24 protein-coding genes are annotated in these 25,749 nt (G+C 69.2%); 13 read left to right on the forward strand and 11 right to left on the reverse strand.

Annotated features, from left to right (window positions below):
• Positions 1-54 precede the first annotated feature (54 nt).
• Positions 55-1,524, forward strand: a complete 1,470-nt coding sequence (locus QJS31_RS18495) for a CCA tRNA nucleotidyltransferase (protein WP_282776926.1) — start codon at positions 55-57, stop codon at positions 1,522-1,524.
• Between the two features lie 9 nt (positions 1,525-1,533).
• Here QJS31_RS18495 and QJS31_RS18500 read toward each other — a convergent pair whose 3' ends face one another.
• A complete protein-coding gene (locus tag QJS31_RS18500; RefSeq protein WP_282776928.1) occupies positions 1,534-2,361 on the reverse strand; it encodes a hypothetical protein in 828 nt (275 codons plus the stop codon).
• A gap of 138 nt (positions 2,362-2,499) precedes the next feature.
• Here QJS31_RS18500 and QJS31_RS18505 point away from each other — a divergent pair, with 138 nt between their 5' ends.
• From QJS31_RS18505 to QJS31_RS18535, 7 genes are all read left to right on the forward strand, one after another.
• Positions 2,500-2,913 carry a molybdopterin-binding protein gene (locus QJS31_RS18505; protein ID WP_039808098.1) on the forward strand — a complete coding sequence of 138 codons (414 nt, stop codon included), beginning with the start codon at positions 2,500-2,502 and terminating at the stop codon, positions 2,911-2,913.
• Positions 2,914-2,948: 35 nt separating this feature from the next.
• Positions 2,949-3,677 (forward strand): molybdate ABC transporter substrate-binding protein, encoded by a 729-nt coding sequence (gene modA, locus QJS31_RS18510; RefSeq protein WP_282776932.1) that lies wholly within the window; start codon positions 2,949-2,951, stop codon positions 3,675-3,677.
• An 8-nt stretch (positions 3,678-3,685) separates the two neighbouring features.
• Complete coding sequence (locus QJS31_RS18515) at positions 3,686-4,513, forward strand: ABC transporter permease (RefSeq protein WP_282776949.1); 828 nt, start codon at positions 3,686-3,688, stop codon at positions 4,511-4,513.
• Between the two features lie 366 nt (positions 4,514-4,879).
• Entirely contained in the window at positions 4,880-6,037 is a 1,158-nt protein-coding gene (locus QJS31_RS18520; RefSeq protein ID WP_306357257.1) for a sulfate/molybdate ABC transporter ATP-binding protein, read from the forward strand.
• 308 nt (positions 6,038-6,345) lie between these two features.
• Positions 6,346-7,098, forward strand: a complete 753-nt coding sequence (locus tag QJS31_RS18525; protein ID WP_282776936.1) for a LamB/YcsF family protein — start codon at positions 6,346-6,348, stop codon at positions 7,096-7,098.
• A 490-nt stretch (positions 7,099-7,588) separates the two neighbouring features.
• Positions 7,589-8,284 carry an allophanate hydrolase subunit 1 gene (locus QJS31_RS18530; protein ID WP_372341574.1) on the forward strand — a complete coding sequence of 232 codons (696 nt, stop codon included), beginning with the start codon at positions 7,589-7,591 and terminating at the stop codon, positions 8,282-8,284.
• Complete coding sequence (locus tag QJS31_RS18535) at positions 8,281-9,135, forward strand: biotin-dependent carboxyltransferase family protein (protein ID WP_306357259.1); 855 nt, start codon at positions 8,281-8,283, stop codon at positions 9,133-9,135. Before QJS31_RS18530 ends, QJS31_RS18535 begins: the two co-directional genes overlap by 4 nt.
• 163 nt (positions 9,136-9,298) lie before the next feature.
• On the opposite strand, the gene QJS31_RS18540 is transcribed toward QJS31_RS18535, so the two are convergent.
• The 3 genes from QJS31_RS18540 to QJS31_RS18550 all read right to left on the reverse strand — a co-directional run bounded on the left by QJS31_RS18540 (position 9,299) and on the right by QJS31_RS18550 (position 12,910).
• Positions 9,299-10,939: a DUF4185 domain-containing protein gene (locus tag QJS31_RS18540; protein WP_306357309.1), complete on the reverse strand. Its 1,641-nt coding sequence runs from the start codon at positions 10,937-10,939 to the stop codon at positions 9,299-9,301.
• 139 nt (positions 10,940-11,078) lie between these two features.
• Positions 11,079-12,365, reverse strand: a complete 1,287-nt coding sequence (locus QJS31_RS18545) for an MFS transporter (RefSeq protein WP_306357310.1) — start codon at positions 12,363-12,365, stop codon at positions 11,079-11,081.
• Positions 12,366-12,439: 74 nt separating this feature from the next.
• The gene (locus QJS31_RS18550) at positions 12,440-12,910 is read right to left on the reverse strand and encodes an NUDIX hydrolase (RefSeq protein WP_039808078.1); all 471 of its coding nucleotides are present in this window, start codon (positions 12,908-12,910) and stop codon (positions 12,440-12,442) included.
• 256 nt (positions 12,911-13,166) lie between these two features.
• On the opposite strand from QJS31_RS18550, the gene QJS31_RS18555 reads away from it, so the two are divergent.
• Complete coding sequence (locus tag QJS31_RS18555; RefSeq protein ID WP_282782295.1) at positions 13,167-13,958, forward strand: pirin-like bicupin family protein; 792 nt, start codon at positions 13,167-13,169, stop codon at positions 13,956-13,958.
• Between the two features lie 111 nt (positions 13,959-14,069).
• Positions 14,070-14,564 carry a DUF4190 domain-containing protein gene (locus QJS31_RS18560; RefSeq protein WP_282782298.1) on the forward strand — a complete coding sequence of 165 codons (495 nt, stop codon included), beginning with the start codon at positions 14,070-14,072 and terminating at the stop codon, positions 14,562-14,564.
• A 3-nt stretch (positions 14,565-14,567) separates the two neighbouring features.
• Here QJS31_RS18560 and QJS31_RS18565 read toward each other — a convergent pair whose 3' ends face one another.
• Positions 14,568-15,053, reverse strand: coding sequence for a hypothetical protein (locus QJS31_RS18565; protein WP_282782299.1), 486 nt, complete (start codon positions 15,051-15,053; stop codon positions 14,568-14,570).
• 118 nt (positions 15,054-15,171) lie between these two features.
• Here QJS31_RS18565 and QJS31_RS18570 point away from each other — a divergent pair, with 118 nt between their 5' ends.
• From QJS31_RS18570 to QJS31_RS18580, 3 genes are all read left to right on the forward strand, one after another.
• Positions 15,172-16,026 (forward strand): helix-turn-helix transcriptional regulator, encoded by an 855-nt coding sequence (locus QJS31_RS18570; protein ID WP_282782301.1) that lies wholly within the window; start codon positions 15,172-15,174, stop codon positions 16,024-16,026.
• A 28-nt stretch (positions 16,027-16,054) separates the two neighbouring features.
• Positions 16,055-16,444 (forward strand): DUF397 domain-containing protein, encoded by a 390-nt coding sequence (locus tag QJS31_RS18575; protein ID WP_282782302.1) that lies wholly within the window; start codon positions 16,055-16,057, stop codon positions 16,442-16,444.
• A gap of 130 nt (positions 16,445-16,574) precedes the next feature.
• Complete coding sequence (locus tag QJS31_RS18580) at positions 16,575-18,554, forward strand: M13 family metallopeptidase (RefSeq protein ID WP_282782304.1); 1,980 nt, start codon at positions 16,575-16,577, stop codon at positions 18,552-18,554.
• An 8-nt stretch (positions 18,555-18,562) separates the two neighbouring features.
• Here QJS31_RS18580 and QJS31_RS18585 read toward each other — a convergent pair whose 3' ends face one another.
• From QJS31_RS18585 to QJS31_RS18610, 6 genes are all read right to left on the reverse strand, one after another.
• Positions 18,563-19,645, reverse strand: a complete 1,083-nt coding sequence (locus tag QJS31_RS18585) for an ABC transporter ATP-binding protein (RefSeq protein ID WP_306357260.1) — start codon at positions 19,643-19,645, stop codon at positions 18,563-18,565.
• Between the two features lie 30 nt (positions 19,646-19,675).
• Entirely contained in the window at positions 19,676-20,983 is a 1,308-nt protein-coding gene (locus QJS31_RS18590) for an ABC transporter substrate-binding protein (protein WP_282782317.1), read from the reverse strand.
• 34 nt (positions 20,984-21,017) lie between these two features.
• Complete coding sequence (locus tag QJS31_RS18595; RefSeq protein WP_306357261.1) at positions 21,018-21,881, reverse strand: carbohydrate ABC transporter permease; 864 nt, start codon at positions 21,879-21,881, stop codon at positions 21,018-21,020.
• Positions 21,878-22,780 (reverse strand): carbohydrate ABC transporter permease, encoded by a 903-nt coding sequence (locus QJS31_RS18600; RefSeq protein WP_372341573.1) that lies wholly within the window; start codon positions 22,778-22,780, stop codon positions 21,878-21,880. Before QJS31_RS18600 ends, QJS31_RS18595 begins: the two co-directional genes overlap by 4 nt.
• A 319-nt stretch (positions 22,781-23,099) precedes the next feature.
• Complete coding sequence (locus QJS31_RS18605; protein WP_282782312.1) at positions 23,100-24,005, reverse strand: Ig-like domain-containing protein; 906 nt, start codon at positions 24,003-24,005, stop codon at positions 23,100-23,102.
• Positions 24,006-24,283: 278 nt separating this feature from the next.
• The gene (locus QJS31_RS18610) at positions 24,284-25,693 is read right to left on the reverse strand and encodes a cytochrome P450 (RefSeq protein WP_306357262.1); all 1,410 of its coding nucleotides are present in this window, start codon (positions 25,691-25,693) and stop codon (positions 24,284-24,286) included.
• Positions 25,694-25,749 lie beyond the last annotated feature (56 nt).

The following is a 25,749-nucleotide window of genomic DNA, read 5'->3' on the forward strand; positions in this document are numbered from 1 at the left end:
TTCGGCCCGACGGGGCGACTACCGGATTGCGCCACTCCACTAAGCTGCGTTTTCGTGGTTTCGCCTGAGTCCGACGCAGCAAACGAGGAACGCCGTACCCGATTGCTCGCGGCGGCGGCGATCACACTGGGACGGCTGTCCGAGGTCCTGACCCCGCTCGGCGAGCTCTTCGCCGCGCACGGCCATCACCTGTACCTGGTGGGCGGCAGCGTGCGCGACGCGGTGCTGGGCCGGCTGGGCACGGATCTGGACTTCACCACCGACGCCCGGCCCGAGCAGGTGCAGGAGCTGATGCGCGGCTGGGCCGACCACCTGTGGGATACCGGCGGCCTGGTCTTCGGCACGGTGAGCGCGGCCAAGGGCGGGCAGCAGCTGGAGATCACCACGTTCCGCGCCGACAGCTACGACCGGGTGTCCCGCAATCCGGAGGTCACCTTCGGCGACTCCCTCGAGGGCGATCTGGTGCGCCGTGACTTCACGGTGAACGCCATGGCGGTGCGGATCGGGGCGCTGGGCGAACTGGAGTTCGTCGATCCGCTCGACGGGATGTCGGCCCTGCTCCGGGGGGTGCTGGATACCCCTGCGGCGCCGCAGGATTCGTTCCACGACGACCCGCTGCGCATGCTGCGTGCGGCGCGCTTCGTCGCGCAGCTCGGTTTCACCCCGGCCCCGCGGGTGCGGGAGGCCATCGTCGCCATGGCCCCGGAGCTCGACCGCATCACCGCCGAGCGGGTGCGTACCGAACTCGACAAGCTCATCGGCGGCGAGTACCCGACCGACGGCATCGACCTCATGTGCGAGACGGGCCTGGCCGAGCGGGTGCTGCCGGAGGTGCCGGCCATGAAGCTGGAGATCGACGAGCACCACCAGCACAAGGACGTCTACCAGCATTCGCTGACGGTGCTGCGCCAGGCCATCGATCAGGAGGAGGGCGACCCGGACCTGATCCTGCGCTGGGCCGCGCTGCTGCACGATATCGGCAAGCCGCCCACCAAGAAGAACGAGCCGGGCGGCGGGGTGAGCTTCCATCATCACGAGGTGGTGGGCGCGAAGATGGTGCGAAAGCGCATGCGCGCGTTGAAGTACCCCAAGCAGTTCACCGAGGATGTGGCGCGCCTGGTGTATCTGCACCTGCGCTTCCACGGCTACGGCAAGGGGCAGTGGACCGATTCGGCGGTGCGCCGCTATGTCACCGATGCCGGTGAGCTGCTGCCGCGCCTGCACAAGCTGGTGCGCGCCGACTGCACCACCCGCAACAAGCGCCGCGCGGCCATGCTGCAATCCACCTACGACGATCTGGAAGTGCGGATCGCCCGCATTCAGGAGCAGGAGGATCTGGCGCGGGTGCGCCCGGACCTGGACGGCAACGCCATCATGGAACTGCTCGGCATCCAGCCCGGCCCCGAGGTGGGCAAGGCGTGGAAGTTCCTGAAGGAGTTGCGGCTCGACCGCGGCCCCCTCACCCGCGAGGAAGCCGAGACGGAGTTGCTGAAGTGGTGGAAGGGCCAGCAGTCCGCGTCCTGATCGCCGCTGTCAAAAGACGATGAGCGTGGTGCCCGCCACGATGGCGGCGCGGATCTGCGCCAGGTCGAAGGAACCGGTGAGGCCGGGCAGATCGGCCTCGAAAAGTACGTCGTCGCCGATTCTTTCGGCGCGGGTGATGCGTGCGTGATTCGGCAGATCGGTCAGTGGGATCGGCTGTAGCCGCACCGCGCGCCGCGGCATCCGGATGCCCCACCAGTTGGCCCGGTGCAGCGTGATGATGAGGATATTGTCCTTGATCTCCGCGGTGGCCAGGGCCCGCAATCGTCGTTTTCGATGCCGCGCCAGGATCATTCCGTCCGGCGCGGTCCGCAGCAGCCAGTCCGGTTGCCAGCTGTTGATCCATTGCACCAGCGCCTCGATGTGGATGGTGCCGCGCAGATCCAGTTGGGCGGAGCGGATTTTGGTGGGCACCCCCGGGATGAGCCGCACGCCGTGCGCGATGACGGTGAGTTCCTTGATCGGCTGCTCGTTCCAATACAGATCGGTCAGCACGGTTTTCGACTGGAAGTGCGCCCCGCGCCGCCGCACCTTGAGGGTGTGCAGGGTGGCGCGCAGATCGTGGCCGAGCACGGTGGCGCTCACCTCCTGCCCGCCGAATTGGCTGAGGATGCCCTCGGACAGCAGGGTCATGAGCACATCGGGCATGAGCGCGGTGACGGTGCCCGCGCCGAAGTCGGCGACCGGATCCAGCCAGGCGGTGGTGAAGGTGGTCCACTGATCCAGCCAGCTCTGGTCGAACAGGCGTCGTCCCAGGTCCATGCCGAGGTCCACCGCCCGCAGAGGTGACCAGGCCTTCGGATCGAAATACGTGGCCATGATTGCCCCGAGCGTACCGGCAGCAGGTGACAGCACCGGGTCGAACGCTGTGACGCCGGTCGCATCAGACCGGAAAGTATCCGCAGATGCGGGACTTTCTTCTTGTTGTACCCGCATATGCGAGGCTATGGTGCTCGCATGCCCGATATTCGCATCCGCGACGCCGCCCAGCTGCTCGGTGTCAGTGACGACACCGTCCGCCGCTGGATCGACGCCGGATCGCTCGCGGCCCACAAGGACGGATCGGGCCGCCTGGTGGTCGACGGCGAGCAGTTGGCGGCCCTGGCCGTCGAGCACGCCCGGACCCCGCGGGCGCGACTGGGCAGTGCCTCCTCGGCACGCAATCGGTTTCCCGGGCTGGTCACCAGGGTGGTGACCGATACGGTGATGGCACAGGTGGAGATGCAATGCGGGCCGTTCACGGTGGTGTCGTTGATGAGCAGCGAATCGGTGCGCGAGCTGGGGTTGCGGCCCGGCAGCGTGGCGGTGGCGAGCGTGAAGGCGACCACCGTGGTGGTGGAGACCGACGCCGATTCCGGCGGGGCCGCATAGGCTTTCGCTCCGGTTCGGGAGCGGCCGCGCTGGCGGTGCTCGGGGTCGCGGCGCTGTCCGGCTGTGGCACTTCCGATTCCGCATCCGGCACCACGACAGTGACCGTCTTCGCGGCGGCCTCCCTCCAGCACGTCTTCACCGACCTGGGCGAGCGGTACGAAGCCGCGCATCCCGGCACGAACGTGGCATTCTCCTTCGCCGGATCCTCCACGCTCGCAGCGCAACTCGAACAGGGCGCGCCGGCCGATGTCTTCGCCAGCGCCAATCCGGCCAACATGGACAAGGCGGTGCGTGGTGGCCGGATCACCGAGACGCCGACCACCTTCGCCACCAATACGCTCACCATCGTCACCCCGCCCGGCAATCCGGCCGGAATCGCGACCCTGGCGGACCTGTCCCGCCCGGATCTGCGCCTGGTCGTGTGCGCGCCCCAGGTGCCGTGCGGTGCGGCGACCCGGGCGGTGACCGCCGCCGCGGGCGTCGCCATCACCCCGGTGAGCGAGGAGTCCGCGGTGACCGATGTGTTGGCGAAGGTCACCACCGGGCAGGCCGACGCCGGTCTGGTGTACGTCACCGATGCCGCCTCGGCCGGGGACCGGGTGGTGACGGTGCCCTTCCCGGAGGCCGCGGCGGCGGTCAACAGCTACCCGATCGCGGTGGTCGCGGATGCGCCGAACTCCGAGGGCGCGCGGGAGTTCGTCGACCTGGTTGCCGGGCCGGAGGGCCGGAAGCTGCTGGCGGAGGCCGGGTTCGGTTCCCCGTGAAACATTCGATGCGACCGCGCGGCCTGTCCGGTTCGGTCTTCCCCGGGCCGGGTGTGCCCGCGTGGCTGCTGCTGCCCGCCGTCATCGGTTTCGCACTGGTCATCGGCCCGCTGCTGGCCCTGACCACGGCCGTGGACTGGGCGAACTTCTTCGGCCTCATCACCTCGTCCGCGTCGCGGGACGCCTTGACACTGAGCGTGCGGACGGCGGCGGTCGCGACGCTGCTGTGCATCGCTCTCGGCGTGCCGATGGCGGTGCTGCTGGCCCGCGCCCGCTGGCGGGCGCTGCCCGTACTGCGCTCGCTGGTGCTGCTGCCCCTGGTGATTCCGCCGGTGGTCGGCGGTCTGGCGCTGCTGTACCTGTTCGGTCGCAACGGTCTGCTGGGTCGGGAACTGGAGGCGGCGGGCATCCGCATCGCCTTCAGCACGACGGCGGTGGTGCTGGCGCAGACCTTCGTCGCCCTCCCGTTCCTGGTCATCACCCTGGAGGGGGCCATGCGCACGGCCGGTGACCGCTTCGAGCGCATCGCCGCCACCCTCGGCGCGCGCCCCACCGTGGTGTGGTGGCGGGTGACCCTGCCGCTGCTGCGCCCGGCCCTGATCTCGGGTTCGGTGCTGGCCTTCGCCCGTGCCCTCGGGGAATTCGGTGCGACGCTGACCTTCGCGGGCAGCCTCCAGGGCCGCACCCGCACCCTGCCGCTGGAGATCTACCTGCAACGCGAGACCGACGCCGACGCCGCGGTGGCGCTGTCGCTGCTACTGGTGCTGGTCGCGGTGCTCATCGTGCTCATCGCCTACCGGCGCGTGGGTGCTGCGGCGAACGGGCGGACAGCATGAGCGCTCGGGCGTGGAGGAGGCAGCGCGGCGTCGCCACGCAGCGCGGGATCACTGCGCAGCGGCCCCGCTCGCACGAGAACGGACACCGTGTGAGTGGTTGGGTGCGGAGGAGGCAGCACGGTGACACCGCGCAGCGTCCCTACTCGCGCCGAAAGGGCACAGCGCGTGGGCTGTACGTGGCGGCGCGGGTGGCCGCTCGTGCCGGAAAGGACACCGCATGAGCGGGCGGGTACGCGGCAGGCAGCGCGGTATCGCTGCGCAGCGGCCCCGCTCGCACGAGAACGGACACCGTATGGGTGGTTGTGCGCGAGGGAAACAGCGCGGCGTCATCGTGCAGCTGCACGCCCGGGGCTTGGCGGAGAATGCATGAGCGGCCTGCACATATCGGCGCGGGTGGCCGCTCGTGCCTTGGACGTGGAGTTGGCGGTCGCGCCGGGTGAGGTGCTGGCGGTGCTCGGACCGAACGGTGCGGGGAAGTCCACCCTGCTGGACGTGATCGCGGGAATGCTGCCGCCGGACGCGGGCACGGTTCGGCTCGACGGTCGGGTGCTGACCGATACCGCGCGTGGCATCGCGGTGCCGCCGCACCGGCGCGATATCGGCCTGCTCGCGCAGGAAGCGCTGCTGTTCCCACACCTGTCGGTGCTGGCCAATGTGGCATTCGGGCCGCGCAGCAACGGACTGCGGGGCCGGGCGGCCGAACAGGTGGCGCGTGACTGGCTGCGCGCTGTCGACGCCGAGGAATTCGCCGATCGCGCACCGGGTTCGCTGTCGGGTGGGCAGGCCCAGCGGGTGGCGCTGGCTCGGGCGCTGGCGGTGCGACCACGGGTGCTGCTGCTGGATGAACCCATGGCGGCGCTGGACGTGACCGTGGCTCCCGCCATGCGCGCCCTGCTGCGCCGGGTGCTGCGCGACAGCCCGCACGCTCCGACCGGCACGGTGCTGGTCACCCACGACATGATCGACGCGCTCACCTTGGCGGATCGCCTCGTGGTGATCGAATCCGGCCGGGTGGTGGAGTCGGGTCCGGTGGCCGCCGTGCTGGCCCGCCCGCGCAGCGCCTTCGCGGCCCGGATAGCCGGTATGAACCTGGTGGTGGGAGAGGCGGTCGCGGCGGCCGATGCCGCCGACCCGGTGCACGCCGTCGATGCCGACGGGATGCGCGTCCACGGGTGCGCGGACGCCGGGTGGACGCCCACCGGCCGGGCGGCCGCCGTCTTCGCGCCCACGGCGGTGGCGGTGTACCGCGCACAACCGGAAGGCAGCCCCCGCAATGTGTTTCCGGTGCGGATCGCCGAGCTGACCGATCGCGGCGGAATCATCCGGGTCCGGGCCGATCTGACCGGAACCGGCCGAAGCGGCCGGAAGCGCGGCGACGCGGCGGCGAACGGTGTCGGCGCGAGCGGTCCCGTCGCACTGACAGCGGACCTGACACCGGGCGCGGTGGCGGACCTGAGGCTGGCCCCGGATACGGAGGTCTACTTCTCGGTCAAGGCTGCCGAGGTACAGGTGTACCCCTGCTGAGGCGCGACGCGGCGACCGCGCACCGACCCCGCGCGGTGCCCCGGTCACCCGGCATGGCCCGCGTGGCGAGTCCGGCATTGGCGGCGCGAGGATCGGGTGGTGGTGGCGCGAGATCGGGTAGCGGTGGCGGCGCGAGGATCGGGTGGTGGTGGCGCGAGGATCGGGTGGTGGTGGCGCGAGATCGGGTAGCGGTGGCGGCGCGAGGATTCAGGCAGTGTCGGTGGTGTGCGGCGAGGTCGGGGCGGCGGTCGTGGCGCGGATTCGGTTGTGGGGTGTGTCGATGGCCGCCGCGGTGCCATGCTGGAGCCATGGCGTTCGATCTGAACAGCGACCTCGGTGAGGGTTTCGGTGCGTACAGCATGGGCGACGACGCGGCCATGCTGGACATCGTGACCAGCGCGAACATCGCCTGTGGCTTCCATGCCGGTGACCCGTCGATCATGCGGCGCACCTGTGAGCTGGCGGTTGCCAAGGGTGTGCGGATCGGCGCGCACATCGGTTACCGGGACCTGGTGGGTTTCGGGCGGCGGCACGTGGCGGTGGCCGCGGACGAATTGCGCGACGAAACCCTGTATCAGATCGGCAGTCTGGATGTCTTCGCCCGCAGCGCGGGTGACCGGGTGCGATATGTGAAACCGCACGGCGCGCTGTATCACGCCGCGGCCGCGGATCGGGAGCTGGCCGAGGCCGTATTGTCGGCCATGGCGGAATTCGGCGGGGAGCTGTCGCTGCTCGGCCCGGCCGGGACCGAGTTGGAGGCGGCGGCCCGGGCGCGTGGAATCGCGTTCGTCGGTGAGGGTTTCGCCGATCGCGCCTACCTGTCCTCCGGCAGGCTGGCGCCGCGCAGCCAGCCGGGCGCGGTGCTGTGGCCCGACGACGCGGTGACCCAGGCGCTGTCGATCGCCCGCGACAGCAAGGCCGTCACGGTGGACGGCGGCGCGGTGGCGGTACGCGCCACGAGCATCTGCGTCCACGGCGATTCTCCGGCCGCGGTGGAGATGGCGCGCCGGATCCGCTCGACCCTGGACGACGCGGGCATCCCCGTCGGCGCGTTCTGCTGAGTGGGAGACCACCCATGACCGCTGTACCACCGATCCCCCGCCCTCCTTCCGGACCGACGACGGCATCTCGCGGAGGTGCGTCGTAGTGCCCCGGCACGATCCCACGCACATGCCCGGCGACGATGCCGCACGCGCGGCCGCGACCGCAGGCGACAACGTCGATCGTCGGATCCCGCGTCCGAGTGCCACCGCCTCGGGTAGCAGTGCTGCGGTTCCCGGTGGCGCTGGCGGTGCTGATGTCGCGAGTTCTGGTGGCGCTGGGGGTAGCGGTGTCGCGGGTTCTGGTGGCGCTGGGGGTAGCGGTGTCGCGAGCTGTGGCGGCCCAGATGATCGCAGCGGCGTGAGTGCGGATGCCCGGGGATCGGCACGGCAGCCGGGGTCCGCCGGGGAGTCGGCGGTGGACCCCGGGGACACCACTGCTGCTGCCGCAGCGTCGGCCCGGCCGGGCGCGCGCCGCGCCGCGCTCGCGCGGGAGGCATTCGCCGGGGACATTCGTGCGGCGGGCGACCGGGCGCTGCTGGTGATTCCGCCGTCGCGCGCCCTCATCCCGCGTCTGCTCGCGGCGCTCGGGGCACGGCCAGACGGCGTGGTGGATGTGTTGCCCGCCGCCGAGACCGTGCTGGTGACCCTGGACTCGCCCGCCGCCGCCGAACCGGTGCGCCGTCGGTTGTCCGGCGTGCTGGCCGATCTCGCCGCTGCCGTCGGGGGCGCGACCGGCGAACCGACGCCACTCCATCCCGCCGAGCCGGGTGCGGACGCGGTGGGCGATACCGACGCGGTGGGCGGTACCGGTGTCGGCACCGAACCGCTGGAGGTCCCGGTGCGCTACGACGGCGCGGATCTGCCGCAGGTGGCGGAGCTGCTGGGTCTGACCGTCGACGAGGTGATCACCGAGCACACCGGTATCGAATGGCAGTGCGCCTTCGTCGGTTTCGCGCCTGGATTCGGCTACCTGGAAGCCCCGGACGACCGCCTGGCCGTGCCGCGCCGCGCCCAGTCGCGCACCGCCATTCCGCCGGGCGCGGTGGCGCTGGCGGGCGGCTACTCGGCGGTGTATCCGCGCCGCAGTCCGGGCGGCTGGCAACTCATCGGCACCACGGCATTGCGCATGTGGGATGTCGATCGCGATCCGCCCGCACTCATCCGCGCCGGTACCCGGGTGCGGTTCGCGGCGGTGGACCGTTGATTCGAGTGGAGCGGGTCGGACCGCTGGCGACCATTCAGGATCTGGGCCGTCCCGGCTGGTTCGGCTCCGGCGTGGGCACGGCCGGTGCGGCGGACCGCGCCGCGCTGCGCCTGGCCAACCGGCTGGTCGGCAATCCGGAGGGTGCGGCCGGAATCGAGGTGCTGCTCGGCGGTGTGGAACTGCGTGCGCAGCGCCACCTGACCGTGGCGGTCACGGGTGCGCCCGTACCCGCCTTCGTGGACGACCGCCCCGTCGGCATCGCCAGCGTGCTGGAAATCGATGAGGGCCAGTGTCTTCGGCTCGGCCTGGCGCGCACCGGACTGCGCGGTTATGTGGCCGTGCGGGGCGGTATCGACGTGCCGCCGGTGCTGGGGTCGCGCAGTCGCGACACCCTGGCGGGCATCGGCCCGGAACCGCTGCGGCCCGGAGATGTGCTGCCTGTCGGCGCTCCCCCGCGCACCCATCCGATCGTCGATGTCGCCCCCGTCGCACCGCCCGGCGACGACCCGCTGACCGTCCGGGTGCTGCTCGGCCCCCGCGACGACTGGTTCACCGCCCCCGGCGATCTGTGCGCCGGGGAGTGGACGGTCTCCGCCGACACCGACCGCATCGGCGCGCGGCTGGACCGTCGCGGCGGCCCACCGCTGCGCCGCCGCGACGACCGCGAATTGCCCACGGAGGGCGTCGCGTTGGGCTCCATCCAGGTGCCGCCCAGTGGCCAGCCGGTGGTGTTCCTCGCCGACCATCCGATCACCGGCGGCTACCCGGTGATCGCGGTGGTGGTCGACGCCGACGTCGACGCGCTGGCGCAGGCGCGCCCCGGCAGCCGAATCCGATTCCGGCGGGGCTGATTTCCGGCGAGGCTGATTCCCGTCGCGCCGGGGTCGGCCCGCGTCGATCTCGGCCAGCTCGAGTTCGACCACGTCGATGCCGGCCGGACCGACGGCGGCGGCCACGCGACGGGCTCGAGCACGGTCGGCTCGAGGGCGGTCGGATCGCGCGAGGTGAACCCCCTCAGTGCTCCAGCTTCGCGTGCATGAGATACACGTTGTAGCTCCCCCACGCCGACAGCGTGAAGTACAGGTCCTCGGCGGTCGACCACGGATGGATGAATCCGCCGTAGGTGGCCGGATAGTCCCGGGTGCTCACCAGCGGAATCGGCTCGCTCCACGTGCCCTGCGGTTCGGCGGCGGTGCGCAGCACGAGCTGATGCGCGGGCGCGTCCAGGTACACCATCTGCCACTGCCCGCTGCCCTGGTCGTAGCGGATGGACAGTTCACTGGCGGTGCCGAGAACCAGTGGGGTGGCGAGCAATTCGTTGGGTCCGTCGGCGGGCACCCAGTTGCCGCCCACCCAGTACTGGTAGGCGGTCTTGTTCAGCACCTCGGCGGCGGGTACCCGGGCCAGGCCGATAACGCCCATGCGCCCGTTGGGAGTTCCGAACATGTACACCCAGTCGCCGTGCGGCACCATGGTGGCCACCTGGAAGCGTCCGATGCCGAACAGGTTGTCCCACTGCGCGTGCTGGGATTTCACCCAGGTGCGGCCGTTGTCGTCGGACCAGGCGAGGCCGCCGTGGTTGGTCCACCACATGCCCGGTATCCGGCTCCACCGGTTCACCGACATGTAGGTCAGGTACTGCCGGTCGCCGAGCGCGAATCCGGAGGTGGGAATGGTGGTGGTCTCGAAGTTCTTGATCTTGCGGCTGCCCAGCAGTTCGGCCGCGTGGCAGCGGCTGTCCTGGACGAAGGAGTCCAGGGTGAGGCCGTCGGAGAGGTCGCGGTCGGTGCTGTAGGCGAGCACGTTGCTGCGCCAGTCCGGGCCTCCCACGCTGTCGGGGACCCAGCCCTTGCCGAAGGTGTCGCCGAAGACCACGGCCACCTCGCCGGGCCGGTTCTCCCACATGAGGCCGAGGTCGGTACCGTCCACCTGCCAGCGGATATCGGTGCGGTTCTGCGAGCCCGGACCGGTGAGCTGCTCGACCAACCGGACCTCGGTGACGCGCGGCGGTGCGACGGGTGCGGCGAGCGGCCCGGGTGCGGGCGGGACGTGTGTCGGCGTCGGCGCGGGCTGCGGCTCCGGCGGCTCCCCGCCGGGGACCGGGATGGGAATCGGCTCGGTCTCCGGGACGATCTCGATCTCGGGCAGCCGCGGCAGGACCGGTACGGGCGGTTGCGAGGTCTGCGGTTCGGGTGCCGGTTCCGGCGGCGCGGTGGGCGTCGGTGTCGGTTCCGGCGGGCGCTCGCTGTCGGGAAGCTCCGGCGGTGTACCGCTCGGGGCGGCGGGAGTCCCTGTGGCACTGGGATTGTGCCGCAGATCCGGGCATGGTGAGGCGCACGGGTCCGGCGGCAGCGGGGCCGGGTCGATCCGGGTGTCGTCCGGCGCGGGCCCGGGTATCGGCACCGGCACGAACTCCGGTACGGGGACCGGGATTCGGATGGTCGGCGGCGGGCTCCACGGCGTGGTATCCGGTTGAGGTTCGCGGGCCAGCGGGTCGAATCCCACCTCACCGCAACTGTTCACGGGGGCGGGCGCCCACGGCGCGGGGGCCGCGGCCGCCGGCGGGGTGAGCGCCAGACCGACCGCGACGACGCCGGTCAGTACGGATGCGGTGCGGAGCGGGGTCGGGATCGGCGCGCGCTGCGGAAATCCCATTGCTCTGTGCGTCTCCTGTCCGGGGGCGCGGCGTACCGCGTCACTCGAGATCGACAACCGTGTCACAGTATCGGTCCGCGTGCGGTTGTGCGCGAGTCGTCCGCGCCGTCAACCGATTTGCGACCGAAACGAGACCGGTCTAACACGAGCGCCCGCCCCGCCACCGCGTGTCGAACGCGATGGCGGCGAGTCCACAGGCGTAGATCCCGGCCGCAGCCACCACTACCACGGGTGCACGCCCATCGGCCGGTATCACCGTCGCGGTGGCCGCCAGCGCCAGCACGAAGGCGATATTGAAGACGGTGTCCTGGAGGGCGAACACCTGCCCGCGGTGCGCGTCGTCGATCTCGATCTGCATGGCGGCATCACCGGTGAGTTTGATGGTCTGCCCGGCCAGGCCGAGCAGGAAGGCGGCGGCCAGCAGCGCGAGCCGGGCGCGTGCCTCGTCGTCGCCGGTGGCCACGGTGATCGGCGTGACCAGCGTCAGCTGCACGACGATGGCGGTGACCAGCCCCGCCACGACGGTGCGGATGCGGCCCAGGCGCGGGATGAGCAGCGGCGCCAGCACGGCCGCGCTCAGCATGCCCGCCCCGGTGCTGGTGATGGCGACACCGAAACCGGCCAGCCGCTCGGCGACCCCGGAGCCGTCCTCGACGCCGCGCCGCAACACCAGCACCATGAGCAGCGTGTCGGCCCCGAACACCATGCGGTGCGCGCCGATGCCGATCATGGCGGTGGTGACCTGGCGGGAACGTCCGGCCGCCACCGCGCCGCCGCGCAGCCCGCCCGCGATGGCGCGCACCGAGCTGCGGGCGTCGCGCTCGGCCCGGTCGGGTCCGAGTATTCGGCCCCGGAATCCGGCCGCCGCGGCGACGCCGAGCACCGATCCGACGGCACTGCCCGCGACCGCGACCGCCGATCCGGTGTCACCCGGCCCGATCAGTCCGATAACCCCGAAGCCGAGACTCGCGCCCACGATGGCGCAGCCGGCCGCTGTCGTCGCCATGATCGAGTTCATCGGCACCAGCCAGCGCTGTTCCAGCACCTTGGGCAGCGCCGCCGCGCAGCCCGCGCCCACGAACCGCCCGATGCCGACCACGGCGAGCGCGAACAGCAGCAGCGGCGTGGCGGCGATCCCGCCCGCCAGCAGCGCGGCCGTCACCGCGATCAGCCCGGCCCGCAGCACATTGGCCAGCAGCAGGACGGTGCGCCGGTCCCAGCGGTCCAGCAGCGCGCCCGCATAGGGGCCGATGATCGAGTACGGCAGCAGCAGGGCCGCGAATCCGGCAGCGATATCCGCCGGATCGGTCTGCCGTTCCGGATTGAACAGGATCGCCCCCGACAGCGCCGCCTGGAACATGCCGTCGCCGAACGGACCGGCCAGTCGGACGACCGCCAGTCGCAGTACCCCCGGGTTGCCGCGCAGCGCCGCGCGGACCGTGCGCGCGAGTGCGCCGAAACCCTGCCCCGATCCGAATCCTCGCCCCGTTGCCGGGACGTTCACCGGGCGGGATGCGTGGTCACGAGGGCGTAGACGGCGGCGCGCATATCGGGGGCCATCGGCAGGTTGTCCAGTCCGTCGGCGTCGACCCACTGGTATTGATCGTGTTCGCTCGGATCGAGTGCGATCTCACCGTATTCGGCTTCCACCACGAAGCTGTATTTGCGGACGCGGGATTTCGTGCGGGTGGCGTAGTCGAATCCGCCGAGTACGTCGGTGATTCGTACCAGGCGAAGTCCGGTTTCCTCGAAAAGTTCGCGTTCCACGCATTCGGCGAACGTTTCCCCGGATTCCACGCCGCCGCCCGGCAGTTCATACATTCCACCGTGCCAGTCATCGGCGACACGCCGTACGACCAGTAGTTTGCCATTGCGGAACACAGCGACGCCGACCACGAAATGGGTGATGCCCTCGCTGCCCGCCTGCTGCCGGAGTTCGCGTTCGATACCCGCGAGTACCTCAGGTCTCATCCGTCCCCCTCCCTCCGGTTCTGCTTGCGGCACATCATGTTACGGTCGCCGCCCCGGCGCGGCACGGCGGGCGGCTTTCCGGCGCGCCCGCCGGGCGACAATTCGCTGGCCGGATGCGCCGTTCGGTAATGCCTGGTCGGGGCCGTGCGGATGATTGCTGCCCGCACGATAGAATTTACCGGGAATTCAGGCAGGGGTTCCGAACGGGCTTCTACCCTGGAAGTCGATCGGTGCTCGCCGGTGAGAGGAGACGGCGGTGTCCACGCTCACGACACCACACATCGATGTCCATCGGGGCGGCGACCGCATGAAAACGCGTGTGGCGTGGCTGGATTCGAAGCATTCCTTCTCCTTCGGCGAACACTACGATCCGGACAACACCCACCACGGCCTGCTCCTGGTCAACAACGAGGACATCGTGCTGCCCGGCGAGGGTTTCGACACCCACCCGCACCGGGATATGGAGATCGTGACCTGGGTGTTGAGCGGTAGCCTGGTGCATCAGGATTCGCTCGGTCACGCCGGCGTCATCTATCCCGGCCTGGCCCAGCGCATGAGTGCGGGGACCGGCATCCTGCATTCGGAGAAGAACGATGCGTGGCGGATCAGCAATGCCGCCGAACACGAGGAGCCGGTGCACTTCGTCCAGATGTGGGTGGTGCCCGACGAACCCGGCATCGAACCGGGCTATCAGCAGTTGGAGATCGACGACGAATTGGCGGGCGGCGGCCTGGTGACCGTGGCCTCCGGACTGCCGTGCTACCGCGACCGCACCGCCATCGCCATCGCCAGCAGTCATTCCGCGCTGCATGTCGCGCGGATGACCGAACCCGGCACGGTGGCCGAACCGAGCACCGAGGTGCGTCTCCCGGAGGCCCCGTACCTGCATGTCTTCGTGGCGCGGGGCGAGGTGGAGGTGGAGGGCGTCGGCACCCTCTACGAGGGTGACGCCGTGCGCATGACACGCAGCGGCGGTCAGCGCATCACCGCGAATATGCCCGCTGAGGTGCTGGTCTGGGAAATGCACGCGCGGCTCGGCGGGCAGTAACCGTCGTCGGCGCGGTCGCGCCAATACCATGGGCGGTGTGCGTCACCTGCGTTAACGGTTTCCGCGCGGCCGCGCGATACCGGGAGCGAGCACCGATGGAAGGATGCCACCATGTCGCAGTATCCGCCGCCCGGCCAATACCCGCCCCCTGGTGACTATCCGCCGCCGGGCGGCTATCAGCCCCAGCCCGGCTATCCCGAGCAGCCCGGCCAGCAGTACTGGCAGGAGCCCTCGAAGGGCAAGGGCCTGGCCATTACCGCGCTGGTGCTCGGCATCATCGCCATTCCGACGGGTTTCATCCTGCTCGGTTTCCTCTTCGGCCCGTTGGCCGTGATCTTCGGCCTCATCGCCCTGCTGAGCAAGAAGTCCGGCGGCACCGGAATGGCCGTCACCGGTATCGTCCTCGGCCTGATCGGCGTGGTTGTCTCCCTGGTCGTGGGTCTGTTCTTCTGGGGCGTCGCCAAGGAGGCGGGCTTCGACAACTTCCTCGACTGCATGAATGCCGCGGGCAATGATCAGGCCAAGATCGAGCAGTGCCAGCGGGACTTCGAGCAGAATCTCGACGACCGGTTCGGCATCACCATCACCCCGGAGCCGACCCGCTGACGGTCAGGCCGAACCCTCGCGGTCGGTGTGGGTGATGCGGCAGGCCCGCATCGCGTCGAGCACCTCCGCCAGTTCGGGCCGGAAGTCCCCTTCCGGCGGACAGATCCAGCGGCGGTAGCCGCCGCGCTCGTCGGCGGGTGAGGGCAGTACGATGCGGCTGCCGGGCAGCGCCACGCTCGCGCAGTCCCGGAACAGGTCGGCCACCAGCGTCATATCCAGATACGAGTTGTCGGTGGGGCCGGTGAGGAAGGTCCAGCGGGCCGAGCGCGGATGCGCGATGACCGGCCCGCAGCGGGCGCGCAGTCGAGCGCGGACACGATGCCCCAGCTCGGCGGGCATGGTGACGGCTCCGACCGCGCCGACCTCCAGCATGATCCGGCCCAGGCCGGGGTCGACGACGCCGTAGAGACCGTGCTCGGCGCGATAGCCCCGGCAGCGGGCGAAGGCGTCCTGGGTGTCCGTATGGAAGGTGGGGTCGAGCGTGCTCATGGGCGAACTCGTCTCGGTGCGGACCACTCGTCGGGATGGGTTATCAGACCGTAACCCCCGGCAATCGAAATGACAATAGTCACACGCTGGGGAGTTGCCAGGCGTAGCATCGGCAGTCATGGCACCCGTCTCTCCGACCGTCGCCCGCTGGGAACTGGTCCTGCGTCTGCGGGAACTACGCGAGCAGCACGGGTTCGATTCCGCCACCTTCGCCAAGCGGGTCGGCTTCACCCCGGCCAACTGGTCCCACGTGGAGAAGGGCCGCCGCGTCCTCACCGTCAATACCATCGGCCCGGTACTGGAGCTGCTCGAGGTGGAGGGTGAGGAACGCGAGGAACTGCTGGCCTTGCTGGCCGCCAGCAAGGAGCGCGGCTGGTGGGCCAAGTCCTCGGCCCTGATCGGCACCGAACTGCAGCGCTACTACGGCATGGAGTACGGCGCGGAGGCCATCCGCAGCTACGACAGCCTGGTGATTCCGGGCCTGCTGCAAACCGAGGAGTACGCCCGGGCCCTGATCAGCGCCGACGTCATGATTCGTCCGGTGCAGGTGGAACAGCTGGTTGCCGTGCGGATGCGCCGCCAGCAGCGGTTGTTCGATGACGACCGGCCGGAGGTCACCGCGGTGGTCGGCGAGGCAACGCTGCGTCAGCAGATCGGCGGTCCGAAGGTGCTGCGCGGCCAGCTCGAACATCTGGCCCGGCTGCTGGACGACAGTGACGCGGTGACCGTGCGGGTCATTCCGTTCACCGCAACGGCGGGTGCGGTGCTGGGCGGCTCGAGTTTCCATCTGCTCGATTTCACCGCCGCGGCCCTGCCCACTTTCGGCTGGGTCGAGAGCGCGGTGTTCGGAGGTGCGGTGGACGATCCCGACCAGGTGCGGGATCTGTCGTTCGCCTATGTGCGTGCACTCGACCAATCTCTCGATCGCGCAGAATCTTTGGAGATGATCAGAATTTATGCGAAAGGGGAATGAGAGCATTTCGTACCGTAAAATGCAGCCCATGTCCACCACAGCGAGGCTTCATCCGGAATCCACCGGATGGTTCACATCGTCTCGAACCAACAACGGCAATCAATGCGTCGAGGTCCGTTTCGACGGTGCTGCGGTGCTCATTCGTGACAGCAAGTACCGCCGCGATCCGGCGCACCGCCTCGCCGACGAGCCCATCATCACCGTCACCGCGACCGAATGGATGCGCTTCCTCGCCGCGGTGACCGGTCGGCCGTCCGCTCCCTCGACCCTCACCCACCACACCGCTGCGGACGGCTCGACCACCCTCACCGACGGCGAGATCACCCTCGTCTACACCCCCGGCGAATGGGCGGCATTCACCGCCGGAGCCCAAGACCACGAGTTCGATCGTGTGCCAACCCGACAACTGATTTCGTAGCGACCGGGGTAACTCACCGGGTACGTCCGCAATCGCGTCGGCTCCCGACGCAGGCACGCATGCATGACGGAAGGCGGCTCTCAAGCCGTGCGCTGAATACGCGGAGAGGCGGACGAGCATACTGGAGATCGTGACTACGCAGCAGGCTCCCTCCGGTATCGATCTTTCCCATGTCGACGCGAGCGTGCGGGTGCAGGACGACCTGTTCGCACATGTCAACGGCCAATGGCTGGACAGTTACGAGATACCGGCCGACCGGGCGGTGGACGGCGCCTTCCGCACCCTCTACGACCAGGCCGAGCTGGATGTGCAGCGGATCATCCAGAACGCCGCGGCCTCGAATGCCGAACCGGGCACCGAGGAGCGCAAGATCGGCGACCTGTACTCGTCGTTCATGGACGAGACGGCCGTGGCCGCCGCGGGACTGACCCCGATCGCCGAGGAACTCGAGGCCGTGCGCGCGGTCACCGACCGAGGTGAGTTCGCGGCCCTGCTCGGTCGACTGCAGCGCACCGGAGTGGGTGGCGCGCTGGCGTACTACGTCGACACCGACGACAAGGATTCGACCCGCTACCTGGTGCACGCCACCCAGTCCGGGATCGGCCTGCCCGACGAGTCCTACTACCGCCAGGACGAATACGCGGAGATCCGCGACAAGTATGTCGCCCATATCCGCCGCATGTTCGAGCTGGCGGGCCTGGAGGTCGACGCCGACAGGGTGTTCGAGCTGGAGCGGAAGCTGGCCGCCGGGCACTGGGATGTGGTGCGCCGCCGCGATGCCGAACTGTCCTACAACCTCACCACCTTCGACGCCCTCGCCGCCGAGCATCCGGAATTCGACTGGGCGGCATGGACGTCCGCGCTGGCCGAGGGCCTGGACCGCTCGGGCCCGGAACTGTTCGCCGAAATCGTGGTGCGCCAGCCGGATTTCGTGCGCACCTTCGCCCGGCTGTGGGCCTCCGAGCCGCTGGCCGACTGGCAGGCGTGGGCGACCTGGCGGGTGCTGAAGGGCCGTGCCGCCTACCTGACCGCCGATCTGGTCGAGGAGAGCTTCGATTTCTACGGCCGCACCCTCACCGGCGCGCAGGAGAACCGCGAGCGCTGGAAGCGCGGCGTCTCGCTGGTGCAGGAGCTGCTGGGCGAGGCGGTCGGCAAACTCTATGTGGCCGAGCACTTCCCGCCCGAGGCCAAGGCCCGCATGGTGGAGTTGGTCGGCAACCTCCAGGAGGCGTACCGCCGCAATATCGCCCAGCTGGACTGGATGAGTCCCGAGACCCGCGAGGCCGCGCTGGCCAAGCTGGAGAAGTTCACCCCCAAGATCGGTTATCCGGACACCTGGCGTGACTACTCGGCCGTCGCCATCGACCCGACCGACCTGGTGGGCAACTTCCGCCGCGGCTACGCCGCCGAACACGACCGCGACCTGAACAAGCTCGGTGGCCCGGTGGACCGCGGCGAATGGTTCATGACCCCGCAGACCGTGAACGCCTACTACAACCCGGGCATGAACGAGATCGTCTTCCCGGCGGCCATTCTCCAGCCGCCGTTCTTCGACATGAACGCCGACGACGCCGCTAACTACGGCGGCATCGGCGCGGTCATCGGCCACGAGATCGGCCACGGCTTCGACGATCAGGGTTCCAAGTACGACGGCGACGGCAATATGGTCGACTGGTGGACCGAATCGGATCGCACCGAATTCGGCAAGCGCACCAAGGCGTTGATCGACCAGTACAACGCCCTCTCCCCCAAGGACCTCTCCGACGAGCACAAGGTCAACGGCGAGTTCACCATCGGCGAGAACATCGGCGATCTGGGTGGTCTCTCGATCGCCCTGGAGGCGTACAAGATTTCGCTCGAGGGCACGGAGCCGCCGGTCATCGACGGGCTCACCGGGTTGCAGCGGGTGTTTTTCGGCTGGGCGCAGGTGTGGCGCACCAAGGCGCGCCCCGAGGAGGCGATCCGCCGCCTCGCGGTGGATCCGCATTCGCCGCCGGAGTTCCGCTGCAATGGCGTCATCCGCAATCTCGACAGCTTCCACGAAGCCTTCGGCGTCGAGCCGGGCGATGCCCTCTACCTGGAACCCGCACAGCGCGTGAAGATCTGGTAAGCCCGGTCCTAGCGCAGACGCGCCTCGGTCTCGGCGTCGAAGAAGAACACCTCGTCCGGCTTCGGCGTCAGCCGGAGGCGGTCACCCAGGGTCACCTGGAAGTGGCGGTCCACCCGCGCCACGACCTTGCCCGAGCGGCTGGACCATTCGTCGGTGACGCCGTGGGAGTAGAGGAAGGATTCGGCGCCGAGTTCCTCGAGCAGTTCCACCTCCACGGCCAACGCGTTGGCCGGATCGGTGGTGACCTCCCAGGACTCGGGCCGGATACCCACCACGATCCGCTTACCGGTGATCGCCTTGCGCGGCACCGGGATCGAGAGTCCGTTCAGCACCGCGTGGCCGTCACGAATCGGCGCGGTGAGCAGATTCATCCCCGGTGAGCCGATGAATCCGGCCACGAAGGTGTTGACCGGATCGTCGTACAGTTCGCGCGGTGCGGCCACCTGCTGCAGGACGCCGTCACGCAGCACCGCCACCCGGTGCCCCATGGTCATGGCCTCGACCTGGTCGTGGGTGACGTACACGGTCGTGGTGCCCAAACGCTGTTGCAGCGCGGCGATCTGGGAGCGGGTGCTCACCCGCAGCTTGGCGTCCAGATTGGACAGCGGCTCGTCCATGCAGAACACCTGGGGCCGCCGCACGATGGCGCGCCCCATGGCGACGCGCTGGCGCTGACCGCCGGACAGCCGCGCGGGCTTGCGGTCCAGCAGCGGTTCCAGCTCCAGCATGGCCGCGGCCTCCGCCACCCGAGCCCTGGTGTCTGCCTTGCTCATTCCCGCATTGCGCAGTGCGAAGCCCATGTTCTCGGCCACGGTCATATTCGGGTAGAGCGCGTAGCTCTGGAACACCATGGCGACATCGCGGGCACGCGGCGGCAGTGCCGTCACATCCCGGTCGCCGATGAGAATCCGCCCGCTCTCCACGGATTCGAGTCCGGCCAGCATGCGCAGACTGGTGGATTTCCCACAGCCGGACGGCCCCACCAGCACCAGGAATTCCCCGTCGGCGATATCGAGTACCAATTCCTCGACCGCCGGGTGGGGTGCTCCCGGGTACCGGTGGGTCACACCGTCGAACCGCACAGTCGCCATAGTGGCCGGACCTTCTTCCGAAAGAGAGTGTTACTTGGGCAGTTTCGGCAGGATCTGCCGGTCGAGGATGGCTTGCAGCTGGTTGGTGACGTCGGCGTAGGTGGTGGTGACGTCGGCGTTCTGCAGGCAGATCTTCTCGAAACCCGCGCCGATGATCTGGTCGGCGCCGGGCAGGAACACCCGTGCGTAATCCTGCGACCTGGTCAGCGGCAGCTGGTCGATCGCGGTCTTGGCGTGCGGGTTCTGCGCCAGGTACCGCTGCTCGCTCGGATCCGCGAGGGCGGACTTGCGCACCGGCATGTATCCGGTGCCCTGAGAGAAGGCGACCGTGCCCTCGGTGCCGGTGAGGAAGTTGATGAACTTGAGCGCGTTCACCTTCCGCTCATCGGAGATGCGCGACGGAATCGCCAGCCCCGCACCGCCGGTGGTGCAGCCGGGGCCGTTCGGATGCGGCAGGAACGCCGTGCCCAGCTCGAACTTCGAGTCCTTGACGATGCTGCTCAGGCTGCCGGTGGAGGCCAGCGTGGAGGCGATCAGACCCGCGCTGAAGTCGGGAGCGATCTGCTTGCGGACCCCCGCGTACTTCTTGGCGTAGATCATGTCGCGCAGGAAGTTTCCGGCGGTCAGCGAATCCGGTTCGTTGAAGGTGAGCTGCCACTCGTCGGAGTACGCACCGCCGAAGGTCCAGTTCGGCCCCTGGAAGGTCCACGCGAGATAGTCGGTGGCATTGCCCCAGCCGTGCGCGAGCTTGCCCTCACCGACGACCTCCTGGAGCTTCGGACCCCACTCGTCGAACTCCTGCCAGGTCTCCGGGCCCCGGTCCGGCAGTCCGGCCTGCGCCCAGACGTCCTTGTTGTAATAGAACAGCGGGGTCGAGCGGGCGTACGGCAGCGCCCAGTACTTGCCGTCGAACCTGTAGTCCTCGAGCAGCGAGGTGACGTAGTCCGAGGAGTCCACCCCGGCGTCGGCGAAGAGGTGGTCCAGCGGTTCGATGGTGCCGTTCAGGGCGTAGTTGAACCACCAGACATCGGAAAGCACCACGATATCGGGCAGTTCACCGCCGGACAGCGCCGCATTGAACTTCTGCGACACCTCCTCGTAGTTCTTGCCCGCGTCGACCAGGTTCACGGTGATCTCCGGGAACTGCTGCTGGAAGCGGCCGATCAGATCGGCCTCCAGATCCTTGGAGGTGCCCGGGTGGTTGGACCAGAAGGTGAGCTGGTTGGGGTCACCGCCCTGGGAGCCGCCGCCTCCGGTGCCCGCACACGCGGTCAGGGCGAGACCGGCCGCGGTGGCACCGGCCAGGCCGAGGAAGCCGCGCCGCGACAGGGACGGCAAACGTGGATCGGACACGGGAATCTCCTTGTGGAACTCAGCCTTTGACCGCACCGGAGGTGAGGCCCTTGATCATGTGACGTTGCAGGGCGAGGAAGATGACGAGGATCGGCAGCATGGTCATGACCGTTCCGGCCATGACCGGACCCCAGTTGGTGACGCTGGGGTTCTCGGTGTTCTGCAGCAGCGTGAGGCCCACCGGCAGCGTGGCCACCTCGGGACCGTCGGCCATGAGGAACGGCCACAGGTATTCGTTCCACTCGTTGACCAGTGTGATCACCGCGAAGGCCACCATGGTCGGCCCGGACATGGGCAGCACCACTCGGGCCAGCAGCCGCCACCAGCCCGCGCCGTCCATGCGTGCCGCCTCGATGATCTCGCCGGGCAGCGACAGGAAGTGGTTGCGCATGAGGAAGGTGCCGAAGGCGACTCCGAACAGCGGAACCATGATGCCGGTCAGGGTGTTTCGCCAACCCAGCTGGGAGACCAGCGCGTAGTTGGAGATGACGGTGATCTGGTTGGGCACCATGAGCGCCGCGATGATCACCAGGAAGACCACGTTCTTGCCCGGGAAGCGCAGGAACACCAGCCCGTACGCGCTGAAGACGCCGAGCGCGAACTTCACCGCCGACACCACGGCGGTCACGATGATCGAGTTCTTCAGGAAGGTCCAGAAGGGCAGCGTGGTGGTGGCGTAGGAGTAGTTCTCCGGATGCCAGGTGGTCGGCCAGTACACGGCGGGTTGCACGTAGATATCGCCGCGGTCCTTGAACGAGGTGATCAGAATCCACAGCAGCGGCACCCCGATGACGATCAGCACGCACGCCATGGCGCAATAGCCGAAAATCGTTGCCCACCGCGCTCTGTCGATGGCCCGCCCTGTGCTGCCGAGCCGCTTCATCGCTCGTCCCGATCCATGATGCGCACCTGGACCAGCGTCACGATCAGCAGCACCACGAACATGATGGTGGCCACGGTCGCGCCGTATCCGGCACGGAAGTTGACGAAGGATTCGCGGTAGACCTGGACCACCATGGTGGTGGTGCCGGTGCCCAGCGGCCCGCCGCGGGTCATCGTGTAGATGATGTCGAACACCTGCAGCGAGTTGAGCAGCACGGTGATGGACAGGAAGAAGGTGGTGGGCCGCAGCTGCGGCATGAGCACGCGGGTGAAAGTGGTCCGGCGGCTCGCACCGTCGATCTCGGCGGCCTCCATGAGATCCTGCCGAACCCCTTGCAGCGCCGCCAGATAGATGACGAAGGTGTAGCCCAGGTTCTTCCACAGGTAGGTGACGGTCACCATGAACAGGGCCCAGTTCGGGTCCTGGTAGAAGTCGGGCACCGGCAGCCCGACCTTGCGCAGGATGTCCTGCACCAGGCCGAATCCCGGATCGAAGACGAACTGGAAGGCGACGCCGATGGCCGCGCCGGAGATGACGAACGGCGCGAACACCGCGGAGCGGACCACATTGCGGCCGAACAGCTTCCGGTCCAGCAGCAGTGCCAGCGCCAGGCCGAGGGCCATGCTGCCGACCACCGCGGCGAGGGTGAAGATCACCGTATTGGTGACCACCTCCCACGAATCGGCGCGTCCCCACCACTCCCGGTAGTTGTCGAAACCGATGAAGGTGGCGGCGGTGTCGGAGATGTTCCAGTCGAAGAAGGACAGCCGGATATTGTCCAGCAGCGGCCGATACACGAAGACCGACAGCAGGATCAGATTCGGCGCGACCAGCACGACGAACAGCGCGTAGTCCGACCACGGCCGACCCCGCCAGCCGCGGACCTTCGGTTGCGGCAGTACTCGCTCGGGCCTCGATCGCACCGGCGCAGCCTGACGGCTGCGGGCAAACGAGCGGTTACCACCCGATGCCCGGAATCTGAAATGTCGGCGCGAGCGCGGTTCGGCCGGAATGTGATCCAGATCTCTCCGCACCGCACGCATGCGCGAATCGTACGGCCGCCCAGTATGTTCCGTCCGCGTATTCGATCAATGCGGGCTGTGGCCCGGTATCAATGCGGGCTGTGGCCCGGTGGCGAACCCGCCCGCATGCGACTGTGCGCCCTGCCCGTCGGGGGCAGGGCGCACGAGAAGGCTTGTGGTGCGGCGGGGCTCGGAGCTAGTTCCAGTCTCCGTAGCCGTCGCCCGCGTTGAGGGTGCCGCCCTGGGTGTTCACCACGATGACCGGGTCGCCCTTCTGCACGTTCTCGAAGTACCACTTGGCATCGGCGGGGCTGACGTTCAGGCAGCCGTGCGAGGCGTTCGATACGCCCTGCTGCGCCACCGACCACGGGGCGGAGTGCACGAAGATGCCGCTGTTGGACATGCGCACCGCGTACTCGACCTCGAGCTTGTAGCCCTCCGGATCGGTGACCGGCACCCCGTAGGTGGAGGAATCCATGATCATCTTGCGATTGCGCTCGCTGGTGATGTAGGTCCCGTTCGGGGTCTCATGCCCCGGCTTGCCCATCGAGGTCGGCATCACCCGCACCACCTCGCCGTTGCGGGTCACGGTGATCTCGTGGGTGCTGTCGTCGGCGGTGGCGATGAACTCGTCGCCGATCTCGTAGGCGACGTGGGTGCCGCCCGCCTCCACGGTGATCCGCGAACCGGCGGGCCAGAACGACTCGGGCCGCCACCGCACCTGCTTGTCGCCGAACCAGTAGAAGTGGCCGCTCACCTTGTTGGTGGAGGTGATGCGGATGGCCTTCTCGGCGGTCTCGTGATCGGTGACCGGTTCCTTGAAGTTGATGATGATCGGCTGGGCGACGCCCACCACCTCACCGTCGCCGGGGCTGATGTTCGGCGCGGCGAAGTTGGCCGGCGGCACCGGAGCCTTGGCATTGGGTGAGTTCGGGGTGTCACCAGGTTCCGGCTGCGGCATGACGGCCGAGGGAACGCCCGGGATGTCGGGTCCGCCCGGCCACAGCGGGGCGGCCTGTGCGGGGGCGGCGAGCACCAGTCCGGCGGCCGCGGTGGCGGCGAGGGCAAGCAGTCCCGTTCTCCGGTACGTGGTCGTGCGCAAGGCGGTGTCCTCTCCGGTCTTTCGGTTCGCGCGCGGATGTGCGCCACGCGCGCAGAGCGCGAGCAGGTATCTCGCGGCAGGCCCCAACCCCGCATTCATTCCTACCGTGCGATCACCGGCATTCCAATCACGTTCTGGCGGTTATGCATACCGACCAACTGGTGTGAAGCGCGGCACGCTCACGATGGTGGGCGACTCACCGTGAGGCGACACGCTGTTCGCCCCGGCGATTCGCCGTCACGTCCCGGGTGGCGGGCGCGAACCCCACCGATGTGATCTCAAACCTCCATGTGATCGAAATCACCGATATCGCCGTCGGATTTGAGCACATCGAAGGTGATGGCCGCCCGCGGGCCGGTGGCGAGATTGTGCGGCACCGAGATGGGGACACGGCCCGTGCCGAACCGCGGCGACAGCCGCAGCCGCACCCGGCTCAGCAGTGTCGCGAGCACGATGCGCAGTTCGTAATCCGCCAGCGCGGCGCCGATGCAGCGTCGATGCCCGCCCCCGAACGGCGCGAACTCGAACGGGCCGTACCGCCGTTCCAGGAACCGCTCGGGCCGGAACCGCTCCGGTCGCTCCCACACCTGGGGATCGGAGTGCAGCAGCGGCACCGCCAGACCCATGGTGTCGCCCGCCGCCAGTTCCCGGCCGCGCAGCGTGTACCCCGCCCGCAATCGGCGCAGCACGATCGGCACCGGAGGATGCAGTCGCAGCGTCTCCTGGCACACCGCGTCCAAGTACGGCAGCCGCGCCAGCTCGGCGGGTTCGGCCCCGGCATGTGCGGCCAGTTCGGCCCGCAGCCGCGCCAGGACGGGCGGATGCCGGTGCAGTCGGTACAGCGCCCACACCAGGACGGTCGCCGTGGTCTCGTGCCCGGCCACCAGCAGGGTGCGCACCTGATCACGCACCTCGGCCGCACCGAGGCGGCCGCCGTCCGCGCACCGGGCGGCGAGAATCGTGCCGAGCACGTCCGTGCCCGGCGCATCGACGGGGCGAGCGGCGATCTCGGTGTCGATCAGGGCGTCGAGCCGCTCGCGCGCGGCGATGAACCGATCCCACGGCGACAGACCGAACGCGCCGCGCCGCAGCGCGGGCAGCAGCATCAGCGGCCCGCCGTAGGCATTCAGGAATTCCGTTGTCGCGCTCGTATATTCACCGCGCGCGCGAGCATCGTGCACGCCCAGGGCGGCGGCCAGCACCACCCGCAGGGTGATGGCGCGCGCGGCCGCCCGCGCATCCACCCGGGCACCCGCCCGCCATGGCGCACCGGTGCGCTCGCCGGTCAGCTCCGCCACCGTCGCATCCTGGATGACGGTGCCCCAGGCGCGAATTCGGCTGCCGTGGAAGGCGGGCGCGAGCATGGTGCGATCCCGCCGGTGTCGCGCACCCGCCGTCAATATCAGGGAGCCCGTCCCCACCATCGGCTCGATCGGATTCGGCAGCGGCGGTTCGACCGAGTCCGCGGGGGCCCGGAACAGCTCCCGCGCCCCCGCCGCCGTCCCGGTGAACAGTGCCGTCCCGAAGCCGGGAAACCCCACCACGAACGGATCTCCGTCGCGGCCGCGCCGCCACCGGAAGTACCCCTCGAAGTCCATACCGGCCCGCAGCGCGTGCCACAGCACCGGCCGCGGCCCCCGCAACGGTGCGACCGACGGGGTCCCTCGGGTCCCGGCTCCAGCGCTCATGTCCTCCACTACGTTGTCGGCCCCGCGCGGGTTCGAATCCGGACCACGCCGGGCAT

It is taken from the genome of Nocardia sp. CC213A (assembly GCF_030766805.1).
Lineage (GTDB): Bacteria > Actinomycetota > Actinomycetes > Mycobacteriales > Mycobacteriaceae > Nocardia > Nocardia otitidiscaviarum.